Annotated in this window: 10 protein-coding genes; 7 read left to right on the top strand and 3 right to left on the bottom strand. The window is 60.0% G+C overall.

Features of this window, described 5'->3' with window-relative positions:
* Position 1: 1 nt before the first annotated feature.
* Positions 2 to 1,447 (bottom strand): Fe-S cluster assembly protein SufB, encoded by a 1,446-nt coding sequence (gene sufB / locus I6I71_RS09530; RefSeq protein ID WP_201820659.1) that lies wholly within the window; start codon positions 1,445 to 1,447, stop codon positions 2 to 4.
* A gap of 12 nt (positions 1,448 to 1,459) precedes the next feature.
* Entirely contained in the window at positions 1,460 to 2,134 is a 675-nt protein-coding gene (locus I6I71_RS09535) for a helix-turn-helix transcriptional regulator (protein ID WP_201820661.1), read from the bottom strand.
* A 97-nt stretch (positions 2,135 to 2,231) separates the two neighbouring features.
* Here I6I71_RS09535 and mptB point away from each other — a divergent pair, with 97 nt between their 5' ends.
* The 5 genes from mptB to I6I71_RS09560 are packed head-to-tail and all read left to right on the top strand — an operon-like array spanning position 2,232 to position 7,257.
* Positions 2,232 to 3,614 carry a polyprenol phosphomannose-dependent alpha 1,6 mannosyltransferase MptB gene (gene mptB, locus I6I71_RS09540; protein ID WP_201820663.1) on the top strand — a complete coding sequence of 461 codons (1,383 nt, stop codon included), beginning with the start codon at positions 2,232 to 2,234 and terminating at the stop codon, positions 3,612 to 3,614.
* A complete protein-coding gene (locus I6I71_RS09545) occupies positions 3,580 to 4,503 on the top strand; it encodes an ABC transporter ATP-binding protein (protein ID WP_201820665.1) in 924 nt (307 codons plus the stop codon). The genes mptB and I6I71_RS09545 overlap by 35 nt, the downstream gene beginning before the upstream one ends.
* Before the next feature lie 2 nt (positions 4,504 to 4,505).
* Positions 4,506 to 5,276, top strand: a complete 771-nt coding sequence (locus tag I6I71_RS09550; protein ID WP_201820667.1) for an ABC transporter permease — start codon at positions 4,506 to 4,508, stop codon at positions 5,274 to 5,276.
* Positions 5,277 to 5,336: 60 nt separating this feature from the next.
* On the top strand, positions 5,337 to 6,290 hold the full coding sequence (locus tag I6I71_RS09555) for a COX15/CtaA family protein (RefSeq protein WP_236587301.1): 954 nt from the start codon (positions 5,337 to 5,339) through the stop codon (positions 6,288 to 6,290).
* A 1-nt stretch (position 6,291) separates the two neighbouring features.
* Complete coding sequence (locus I6I71_RS09560; RefSeq protein WP_052204198.1) at positions 6,292 to 7,257, top strand: quinone oxidoreductase family protein; 966 nt, start codon at positions 6,292 to 6,294, stop codon at positions 7,255 to 7,257.
* Here I6I71_RS09560 and I6I71_RS09565 read toward each other — a convergent pair.
* The gene (locus I6I71_RS09565; protein WP_201820669.1) at positions 7,254 to 8,207 is read right to left on the bottom strand and encodes a heme o synthase; all 954 of its coding nucleotides are present in this window, start codon (positions 8,205 to 8,207) and stop codon (positions 7,254 to 7,256) included. The genes I6I71_RS09560 and I6I71_RS09565 overlap by 4 nt on opposite strands.
* Before the next feature lie 168 nt (positions 8,208 to 8,375).
* Between I6I71_RS09565 and tkt the strand changes: the two genes are divergently transcribed.
* Positions 8,376 to 10,529, top strand: coding sequence for a transketolase (tkt, locus tag I6I71_RS09570; protein WP_201820671.1), 2,154 nt, complete (start codon positions 8,376 to 8,378; stop codon positions 10,527 to 10,529).
* Positions 10,530 to 10,559: 30 nt separating this feature from the next.
* A complete protein-coding gene (gene tal / locus I6I71_RS09575; protein ID WP_201820673.1) occupies positions 10,560 to 11,645 on the top strand; it encodes a transaldolase in 1,086 nt (361 codons plus the stop codon).
* The last annotated feature ends 33 nt before the right edge of the window (positions 11,646 to 11,678 follow it).

Genomic DNA, 11,678 nt, shown 5'->3' on the forward strand with positions numbered 1-11,678 from the left:
CTTAGCCTACCGATCCTTCCATCTGCAGTTCAATCAGGCGGTTGAGCTCAAGCGCGTATTCCATCGGCAGCTCCTTCGCAATCGGCTCAACAAAGCCGCGCACGATCATCGCCATTGCCTCTTCCTCCGCAATACCGCGGGACATGAGGTAGAACAGTTGCTCTTCACTCACCTGCGACACCTTCGCCTCATGGCCAAGCGTCACACGGTCATTTCGAATGTCGTTGTACGGGTAGGTATCCGAACGCGAAATGTCATCAACCAACAGCGCGTCACATTCAACGTTGGACGCAGAGTGGTGCGCGTTCGCGTTGACCTGAATCAGGCCGCGGTATGCGGAACGGCCGCCACCACGCGCCACGGACTTGGACACCACCGAAGAGGACGTGTGCGGCGCCAGGTGCACCATCTTCGCGCCGGTGTCCTGGAACTGGCCTTCACCAGCAAACGCCACAGACAGCACCTCGCCGCGGGCGTGCTCACCGGTCATCCACACGGCCGGGTACTTCATGGTGACCTTGGAGCCGATGTTGCCGTCGACCCACTCCATGGTCGCGCCTTCCTCGGCACGTGCACGCTTGGTTACCAGGTTGTACACGTTGTTCGACCAGTTCTGAATGGTTGTGTAACGGCAGCGCCCGCCCTTTTTCACAATGATCTCTACCACTGCAGAGTGCAGGGAGTCAGACTTGTAGATCGGCGCCGTGCAACCCTCGACGTAGTGCACGTACGCATCTTCATCCACAATGATCAGGGTGCGCTCGAACTGGCCCATGTTCTCCGTATTAATACGGAAATATGCCTGCAGCGGAATATCCACGTGCACCCCTGGCGGGACGTAGATGAAGGAGCCACCGGACCAAACAGCGGTGTTCAGCGCGGAGAACTTGTTGTCGCCCGCCGGGATGACGGAGCCGAAGTACTCCTTGAACAGCTCCTCGTGCTCACGAAGGGCGGTGTCGGTATCAACGAAAATGACGCCCTTTTCCTCCAGGTCCTCACGGATCTGGTGGTACACAACCTCAGACTCGTACTGTGCGGCAACACCTGCAACCAGGCGCTGCTTCTCCGCCTCAGGGATACCCAGCTTGTCGTAGGTGTTCTTAATGTCCTCAGGCAGGTCTTCCCAGCTAGTCGCCTGCTTCTCCGTCGAGCGGACGTAGTACTTGATGTTGTCAAAGTCAATGCCGGACAAGTCAGCGCCCCACGTCGGCATCGGCTTCTTTTCAAAGATCTCGAGTGCCTTCAGACGCTGGTTGAGCATCCACTCCGGCTCTTCCTTAATGCCGGAGATGTCACGCACAACCTCTCCATTCAGGCCGCGACGCGCGGAGGCGCCAGCGACGTCAGAGTCATGCCAGCCGTAGTTGTAAGCACCGATGGACTGAATGATCTCATCATCATTCATCGGCGTTTCAAGGCCGGGTGCGGGAGTCGCTTTCGTCATCGTTTCCGCTCCTTAGCTTTCATTGTTTGTGTGGTAGTTCCCCGTGGTCAGCGGGATGTTTGTGGTGCAAAGCCCGTTGCCGTCCGCAATCAGCGCCAGTGGTTGCACGTGGCTTCCCACTAGCTGCGAGATCGCTTCATGCTCAGCCTCGCACAGCTCAGGGTGGGCCGCAGCGACCGACTGTACTGGGCAGTGGTGCTGGCAGATCTGCACGCCTCCGGCTGCGCGGCTCGCGGTTGCCGTGTAGCCGTGTGCCTCAAAAGCCGCGACTACCTGGTCCACCACATCTTCCACGTCACCGTTGGCATCGACGCCGCCGAGGATGGTTTCAGCGCGGCGTCTTGCAAACGCACGCACCGCTTCTGCCCCGCCGAGCTGCTCGAGCGCGTCAAGCGCCTCGAGCGCCAGCACGTCGTAGCTATTGCCAAAGTGGCTGCGTCCCAGCTGCGTAAGCCGGTAGTGCTTCGCTGGGCGGCCTCGCCCAACTTCGGCACCGGCTACGGCGTTTGGTTCGCAGGTTTGCGCCAGCCCCTCTTCTACCAGCGCGTCGAGGTGCCTACGCACTCCGGCGGCTGAGAGACCAAGAACCTCTCCAAGTTCAGAGGCGCTGACAGGCCCGCGCCCAAGCAATTGCGTCATGACTTCCCGACGTGTGTCGCCGCCAACGCTGCGGCTGCGGTCCACCATCGTTCCACCTTCCTTCGCATGTACTGTCTGGGCACTTTCCACAACACTAGTGTGTCTTAATTCATTCCGCCGCTAAGGGCACCCTACAATCGCCGTCGTGCCCCGTTCGCTGCTGCAATCCGCCCACCCTCGCTGGTTGGGCACCATCGGCAGTGGGCTTGTTGCGGTTTCCAGTTGGTCCTCTGGCGCGTTGCCGGAGCCTCTGCTTTTCGACGCCACGTTGATCCCCACCTCCGCCATTACCCTTTTCGGCGTAGTCCTTCTCTGCCTGGCGTGGTTGATGCTGCTGGGCCAGAAAGGGCACTCTTACCGCAGCCTCATGGTGACGTATTTCTGGTGGGCCGCTCCCCTGCTTGTCGCAGCGCCACTGTTCTCCCGAGACGTCTACTCCTACCTTGCGCAAGGTGCTGCGGTTGCCCGCGGTCTAGACCCATACGCTGCGGGCCCACTAGCTCTCCTTGGCACACATGACCCGTTAGCGAAGGCCGTAGACAGTTTGTGGGCAACAACACCAAGCCCCTATGGGCCGGTTGCTACCGGCATTTCCGGGGTGATAGCAACGCTCAGTCAGGAGCACATGATCGCGGGAATTGCCCTGCATCGCGCGGTGGCCTTCGGAGCAACCCTAGCTATCGCGTGGTCGCTGAAATCCCCACACGCGCTGCTGTTGGGTGTGCTGAACCCCTTGGCGCTGATCCACTTTGTGGGCGGCGCACATAATGACGCGCTCATGCTTGCATTTGTCCTTGTCGGCCTGAAAATCGCGCTGCGCAGCTCCTCACCTTCCAGTGCCCTTGGCGGCGCGGCACTCATCTCAGCTGGAGGATTAGTAAAGTCCGCGGGGCTGCCCGCTCTTGGCTTTGCCGGCATGGTTCTGGCTCGTCGGCTCAAACGCCGCGGCATTCCAGCGCCCATTCTCGTCGCTGCAGCTGTGGAAGCCTCAGTCCTTGCCGGTACTGCGTTTGGCACCTCCGCGATGACCGACACCGGCTTCGGCTGGATCACTGCCCAAACTGCATCGGCGCAGACAAACAGCTGGTTGTCTATAACCTCACTTATCGGCCGCGCACTAGGACATCAGCATGCTGCACAAGCCATAGGCCTTGTGCTGGCAGGCGCGGTTATGGTTGTCGCGCTTTTCGCCACCTACCACGCACGGATCCACCCATTGGGCGGCCTTGGCTTGGCCAACCTCGGCATGGTTGCACTCTTTCCCGTTGTGCAGCCCTGGTATCCGTTGTGGGCGATAGTGGTGTTGGCGGGATGGGGGTTGCACGTGGCGTCGAGAAGCAAAAAGCTCATCGCACCATCAGTGCTGTTTTGCTTTCTGGCACTGCCGCGAGGCCAGGCGCTCGGAGCAATCGAAGTTGCCGCGATTTACCTGCTAGCCGCGACACTGTGCGTTATTGGAGTATTTCTGATGCGGCTAGTTAGGATAGCCAATCATGGCAGAAGCGCTCGTAGTCGATTCCGTAGTTAAACGGTTCGGTGAAAAAACCGCGGTAAATAACCTAAGTTTCACCGCCACACGCGGTGAAGTCCTCGCACTCTTAGGACCAAACGGGGCAGGCAAGTCCACCACCCTGGACATGTGCGAGGGTTTTTCAAAGCCAACATCCGGCACCATCAGCGTGCTGGGGCTTAACCCGGCGACCCAACCGCAGGCAGTGCGCGAGCGCATCGGCATCATGCTCCAAGGAGGCGGCTCGTACTCCGGAACAACGGTGCGCGAAATGCTCAACCTCGCAGCCTCCTACAACGTCAACCCACACGACCCGGACTGGCTGCTTGAACTTCTTGGCCTGCAGGGAGCGGCGAAGACCACCTACCGGCGGCTTTCTGGCGGGCAGCAGCAACGCCTCTCGCTCGCCCTTGCCATTATCGGCAGGCCGGAGCTGGTGTTTCTGGATGAGCCGACTGCAGGCATGGACGCACAATCCCGGATGGCGGTGTGGGACATTGTTGACGCGCTGCGTCGCGACGGCACCACGGTCATCCTCACCACCCACCTGATGGATGAGGCTGAAAGCCTTGCGGATTACGTAGTGATCGTGGACCGCGGCCAGGTCGTCGCCCAAGGCACCCCGGCCGAGCTGACCAACCACCAGGACTTCCCCGTCGTTTCCTTTGCCACATCGGAGAACCTGGACTTGGCCGCATTGAACGCGTCGTTGCAAGGTTTTGATCTGCAAGCTGAGCAAAGCCGCCAAATGCACTACCGCATTCTGGGCGAGGCTCGCCCGGACGCCATTGCCGCCGTCGCTGCTGAAGCGGCAAACCAGAAGGTACTCATCCGCAACCTGCGGGTTGCCCACCGCACACTAGAAGACGTCTTCTTGGACATCACCGGACGAGAGCTGAGGAGCTAACCATGGCCCACCACACCACCTTGGAAGACGGCATCTTCACACCACAGCCACAGCGCGCCAGCTTTGGCAAGATGGCCGCAGCTCAGGGGCTCATCGAGTCCAAACTCATGCTGCGCCACGGCGAGCAACTGCTGCTCAACGTCATAGTGCCTGCCGGCCTGCTCATCGCCGCGGCAGTTGTGCCCATTTTTGGCGACACGGACTTTGACAAGCTCGTCCCCATGGTCTTTGCCGTCGCCGCAACCTCCGCCGGTTTTACAGGCCAAGCCATTTCGCTGGCATTTGACCGCAGATACGGGGCGTTGAAACGCGCCGGGGCTTCTGGTGTGCCGCCGTGGGTGATCATCGCTGGCAAGATCATCGGCGTGCTGTCCATGGTGGGGCTACAGCTGGTGATTTTGGGCACGATTGCCGCTTTCCTTGGTTGGCGCGTCGGCATCACTGGTGCGGTTTTGGGTCTTGCCACGCTGTTAGTCGGCGTTGCGGTATTTACCTCACTCGGCTTGCTCATGGGCGGCACACTGTCGTCCGAGATGGTACTTGCTCTGGCCAACCTGTTCTGGATCGTGTTAATGGGCATTCTCGGCTGGGTGGCCTATTCCGGTGATCTTGCCCACGCGGGCTGGTGGAACGCCGTGCCCACGGTTGCGCTTGCCAGCGCGCTTACGCAGGCGTTGCAAGGTGGATTCAACACCCTGGCGTGGATCTCCCTTGCAGTGTGGGCGGCCATTGGTGTTACGGCTGCCGCGCGCTGGTTCCGTTTCGACGGCTAAGGTCCGATACACTTTCAACCAACGACGAAACTATCGTCCGAAAGTTTGAAAGGACTCCCTGTGACCGCGCCAGTCGCCGAACACAATAACCGCTCCCCGCTGTTAACCGTATGGCAGAATCCCACGATTCGCTTTCAGCGCATGCTCGCGCTGATTCTGCTGATCTGCCAGGGCGGCATCACCGTCACAGGGTCTTTGGTGCGCGTCACTGGCTCCGGCCTGGGTTGTGACACGTGGCCACTGTGCCACGAAGGTTCATTGGTGCCTGTCCAAGGTGCCGCGCCGTGGATCCACCAGGCTATTGAGTTTGGCAACCGCCTGCTTGCGTTTGTGGTGGCTGCCGCCGCGGTTGCGGTGGTTATTGCCGTGATCAACGCGAAGCGTTCAAAGATGATCAAGGGCCTCGCATGGGCGTCCTTTATTGGTGTGGTTATTCAGGCTGTCATCGGCGGCATCTCCGTGCACTTGGATCTGAAGTGGTGGGCTGTTGCTATCCACTTCCTGCCGTCCATGGTGCTTGTGTGGATCGCCGCGATCTTGTACATGCGCATCGCTGAAACCGACTCTGCTACCCCGACACAGCGCTACCCCCAGCCGATCCAGTGGATGGCACTAGCAGCAGCTGTGGCGCTGTGCTTTGTCTTGGTTACCGGCACCATGGTCACAGGCTCTGGCCCGCACTCGGGCGACTCCGGCGTGGGCATGGATGGCCGCCTGGAACTTGACACCGCGATGCTGGCGTACGTCCACGCCGCATGCATGTACATCTACCTGATCTTCACGCTGCTTGCTTTCTACCTGCTGCGGAAGAACAAGGGGCCGAAGGATGCGTACAACACGGCGATCGTACTCATCCTGCTGATTCTGGTGCAGTGGGCTATCGGCGTTATCCAGTTCCAGTTGGGTGTTCCGCGCTGGACTATTCCTGCACACATTGCGATGAGTTCTGCAGTTGTGGCGTTTTCTGCGTTCCTTTACGCACATGGGCAGCGCCGTTTGCCTACCCTTGTGTGACATGAAAGCCATTTTAGTTAGCCGTCACGGCGGCCCCGAGGTCCTTGAGTACACCGATGTTGAAGCACCGACTCCGTCGAAGAGCCAGTTGCTTATCGACGTCACGTATGCCGGCATCAACTACATCGACACCTACTTCCGCTCCGGCACTTACCCGCAAGAGGTGCCGTACATCCCTGGTTCTGAGGGCTGTGGGCGTGTGGTGCACGACCCTTTGGGTGAGATCGCCGAGGGCACGTTGGTGGCGTGGAACCGTGGGCCAGGCTCCTACGCTGAACAGGTAGTGGTTGACCGTGGCCGTGTGGTCGCGGTACCCGAGGGTGTGAGCGAGCCAGTTGCTGCGTCGATGCTGCTGCAAGGAATGACGTCGCACTACTTGGTGGAATCTGTCTACCCGGTCACCGACGAGACGTCGTTGGTCGTCACCGCCGGTGCCGGCGGCGTGGGGCTTATGCTCACCCAGATGGCGGCGGCTAAGGGTGCACGGGTGTTTTCCGTAGTCTCCTCCGCGGAGAAAGAAGCGTTGGCTGCTGAGGCCGGCGCAACTCAGGTTTTCCGCTACGGCGATGATCTAGCAGCGCAGATCAAGGAAGCCAACGGTGGCGAAGGTGTGGACGTTGTCTTTGACGGTGTTGGCGCTGACACGTTTGATTTCGCGTTGGAGGTCTGCCGTCCGCGCGGCATGGTTGCATCCTTCGGCTCAGCCTCTGGCGATGTGCCGCCGTTTTCCATCCAGCAGCTCAATCGCGCAGGTTCGCTGTTTCTTACTCGTCCGAAGTTGGACGACTACACCGCTACCGATGATGAGTTCCGGATGCGCGCCCAAGCCGTGGCCCGCGCGGTGGAAGAGGGAACGCTGAGCATCCGTATTCACCCGCCATACCCATTGCCGGAAGCCCGCAAGGCACACGAAGACCTTCAGGCACGAAAGACCACTGGTTCAGTGGTACTAGAAGTCCAGCGCTAGAGCAGCGTTGGGAGCCCAAGCACTGCGTCAATGGACAGCGCCAAGAACAAGGCTGCCAGGTAGTTGTTGGACAGGATGAACAGCTTCATCGGCTTGACCTCGGCGCCGTTCTTGACGTCCGTGTGCAGCTTGGTTGCCACAATCAAGAACGCGGCACCTGAAACAATAGCGGTTGCAAGGTAGATCCAGGACGCTGCCGGCACGAGCGCAAACGACGTGATCACGGTCAGCCAAGAGTACAGGACAATCTGGCGCGTGGTCTGCTCGGCAGAAGCCACCACCGGCAGCATGGGCACGTTTGCACGCTCGTAGTCGTCCTTGTACTTCATGGCTAGCGCCCAAGTGTGCGGTGGCTGCCAGAAGAAGATGATCATGAACAAAACGAACGGCTGCCACCACTGATCCGGGGTGCCGTCATTCACGTTGTCACGGATAACAGCCCAACCAACCATCACCGGCATACTGCCGGCCACACTGCCCCAGATCACGTTCTGCCACGTCGTGCGCTTCAGCCACTTCGTGTAAATGAAGATGTAGAAGAAGTTGGTGAAGATGATAAACGCCGACGCCAACCAGGAGTTGCACAAGAACCCAAGCCATAGCACTGAGGCAATGAGCAGGCTCCAGGCGAAAATGCGTGCCTTTTCCTTAGTAATGCGTGCACGGACCAAAGGTCGTGCACGAGTACGTCCCATCAGCTGGTCAATGTCATAGTCCGCAACCATGTTGAAGGCGCTGGCTGCTGCAGCGCCCATCCAGCCACCAAACAGTGTTCCCAAAATGAGCCACAGGTGTACCTCGCCGCGGTCTGCCTGCAGCAGCGCAGGAATCGCGGCGACCAGGAGTAGCTCGATGACCCTCGGCTTCGTCAATGCGAAATACGCCTTGATGGTCTCCAACTGTGCTCCTTCTAAACTCTCTGAACTATGCCCGAACTTTGACCCCGGCATCATTCCTTTGGTTGATACTAGTCCCCAAAGGTGCAATGCGGGGAATCGAGCGCTCCGCCCCGCGCTTGCACCCCCGCGGTAGGATTCTTTAAGACCAACTCTGCTCTGACTACAACAAGCGAGGACTTTTCAGTGACTCAGCAAACGCTGCCCCCAGAACTTCAGGCTATGACCGTTCGTAATTACCCAGAAGATTGGACGGAGACTGACACGCGGGCAGTGGACACAGCCCGCGTTTTGGCGGCTGACGCCGTGGAAAACTGTGGCTCTGGCCACCCGGGTACCGCAATGTCACTCGCTCCCCTGGCGTATACGTTGTTCCAGCGCGTTATGAATGTAGATCCGTCTGACAAGGATTGGGTGGGCCGTGACCGTTTCGTCCTGTCCAACGGGCACTCCTCACTGACGCAGTACGTGCAGCTCTACCTTGGTGGCTTTGGTCTTGAGATGGAAGACCTCAAGGCGCTGCGTACGTGGGGCTCCAAGACCCCGGGCCACCCGGAGTACAACCACACCGACCACGTTGAGATCACCACTGGTCCACTGGGTCAGGGCCTGGCCTCTGCAGTGGGTATGGCCATGGCTGCTCGTCGTGAGCGCGGGCTCTTCGACCCGGAAGCTCCGGCCGGTGAGTCCCCGTTTGACCACTTCATTTACGTCGTGGCTGGTGATGGCTGCTTGCAGGAGGGTGTTACTGCTGAGGCCTCCTCCCTGGCTGGTACGCAGCGCTTGGGCAACCTGATCCTGTTCTGGGACGACAACCGCATCTCTATTGAGGACGACACACAGATCGCGTTCACCGAGGACGTGATGAAGCGCTACGAGGCCTACGGCTGGCAGACGCTGACCGTGGAGTCTGGCGAGGACGTTGCTGCTATCGAGGCAGCTGTTGCTGAGGCGAAGGCTGAGACCGCAAAACCGACGATCATTCGTGTCAAGACGGTGATTGGTTTCCCGGCACCGACCCTGATGAACACTGGTGCTATCCACGGCGCGGCTCTTGGTGCTGAGGAGATCGTGCGCGTTAAGGAAGCACTGGGCTTTGATCCGCAGGTGCACTTCCCGGAAGAGGAGGAAGTGATCACCCACACCCGCAAGTTGCGTGAGCGCGCTGCGGCAAAGCGTGCAGCGTGGAACGAGAAGTTTGATGCGTGGGCGAAGGCCAACCCAGAGGCTAAGGCACTGTTCGACCGCCTTTTTGCACGCGAGCTGCCGGAGGGCTGGGGCGAGGGCGAGTTCGCTTTCCCAACCTATGAGCCGGATGCGAAGGGCGTGGCCACGCGCAAGGCCTCCGAGGCTGCTATCCAGGTGGCGGCGAAGGCACTGCCGGAACTGTGGGGCGGCTCCGCTGACCTTGCTGGTTCCAACAACACGCTGATCAAGGGTGCGCCATCGTTTGGCCCGGAGGCGATCTCTACCGAGATGTTCACTGCGGAGCCCTACGGACGCAACCTGCACTTCGGTATCCGTGAGCACGCAATGGGTGCGGTGCTCAACGGCATCGCGCTGCACGGCCCGACTCGCGCGTACGGCGGAACGTTCCTGATTTTCTCGGAGTATCTCTACCCCGCTATCCGTGTTGCTGCCCTGTCCGGCATTGACGGCTACTACGTGTTTACGCATGATTCCATTGGCTTGGGTGAGGACGGCCCGACGCACCAGCCGGTCGAGGTCTTGACCGCGCTGCGCGCCATCCCGGATCTTGCGGTGGTCCGCCCTGCGGATGCTAATGAGACCTCTGCCGCGTGGAAGGCCGTGCTTGAGGCGAAGGAGCAGCCGAAGGCGCTTGCCCTGTCGCGTCAGAACTTGCCGGTTTTGGAAGGCACCCGCGAGAAGGCTTTCGACGGTGTTGCCCGCGGCGCATACGTTCTGGTTGAGGCTTCCAACGAAACCCCGGATCTGATCATCATGGCTACCGGCTCTGAGGTGCAGTACGCAGTGGAGGCCGCAAAGGTCTTTGAGGCTGAAGGCACCGCTACCCGCGTTGTGTCTGTGCCGTGCATGGACTGGTTCATGGAGCAGGATGACGCCTACATTGATCAGATCCTGCCGCCGGAGGTCAAGGCTCGCGTCTCCGTCGAGGCTGGCCTGTCCATGCCGTGGTTCCGCTTCCTGGGCGAGTACGGTCGGGCTGTGTCCCTGGAGCACTTCGGCGCGTCTGCACCTGGTGCGGAGCTGTTCGAGCGTTTCGGTTTCACCACCGACAACGTTGTCCGTGTTGCTCGCGAGACCTTGGACTGCGTTGCTCAAGGCCGTTCGGTGTCTACCTCGCAGCGCGTCGGTGACACCGAGGCTGAGCCGACTCGCGGCGACGGCAAGTAATCCACCCTGCAACCTGCAGAAAGGAATAGCATGACTGCCATTGATGATCTGGCCAAGCTTGGCACTTCCACCTGGCTTGATGACCTCTCGCGGGAGCGCATCACGTCTGGGAACTTGGAGGAAATCAAGGCCTCTAAATCCATCGTGGGCGTGACCACTAACCCGGCAATTTTTGCCAATGCCATGTCCACGGGCAATGCCTACGATGCACAACTTGATGAGCTGCGTGGGGCTGGTGCGCTTGCAGACGCTGCCGTGTACGCCATGAGCATCAAGGACGTCCAAGACGCCTGTGATCTGTTCCTGCCCACCTATGAGGCAACAAGCGGCGAGGACGGCCGAGTATCTATCGAGGTAGATCCCCGCTTTGCCGCAGATGAGGCGAAGACTGTCGCTCAGGCGGCTGAGCTGTGGAAGCAGGTTGATCGCCCGAACGTCATGATCAAGATTCCGGCAACCGATGAGTCGCTGCCTGCAATCACCGCCTCGCTCGCGGCTGGCATCTCAGTCAATGTCACGCTGATTTTCTCTGTGGAGCGCTACCGCGAGGTTATTGCCGCATATAAGGCTGGTATCCGCCAGGCAGCGGACAATGGCCATGACGTCTCTTCCATTTACTCGGTTGCATCCTTCTTCGTCTCCCGCATGGACACGGAGGTAGACAACCGCCTTGACGCTATCGGTTCGCAGGAGGCGCTCGCGCTTCGCGGAAAGGCGGGCGTGGCAAATGCTCGCCTGGCTTACCAGGTCTTCCTCGATGAGTTTGCGGATATGTCTGCGCTGCCGGCGGGTGCGAACAAGCAGCGTCCGCTTTGGGCGTCCACCGGTGTGAAGAACCCGGAGTACCCGGCAGATATGTACGTGGTTGAGCTTGCTGGGCCGGACACGGTGAACACGATGCCTGAGGCGACTATCGACGCTGTGTTGGATGCCAACAACGTCCACGGCGACACCCTCACCGGCACTGCCCCGGCAGCGCAGCAGGTGTTTGACCAGCTCGAAGCGGTTGGTATTGACCTGGCTGACGTGGTGAGCGTGCTGGAGCGCGAAGGCGTAGAGAAATTCGTTGACGCCTGGCAGGAGCTGTTGGATTCTATGGAGGCAACTCTCAAGTGACACGTCCCAACCCGGGCCCGTCTGCCAACCCGC

It is taken from the genome of Corynebacterium riegelii (assembly GCF_016728505.1).
In the GTDB taxonomy this organism is placed as follows: domain Bacteria; phylum Actinomycetota; class Actinomycetes; order Mycobacteriales; family Mycobacteriaceae; genus Corynebacterium; species Corynebacterium riegelii.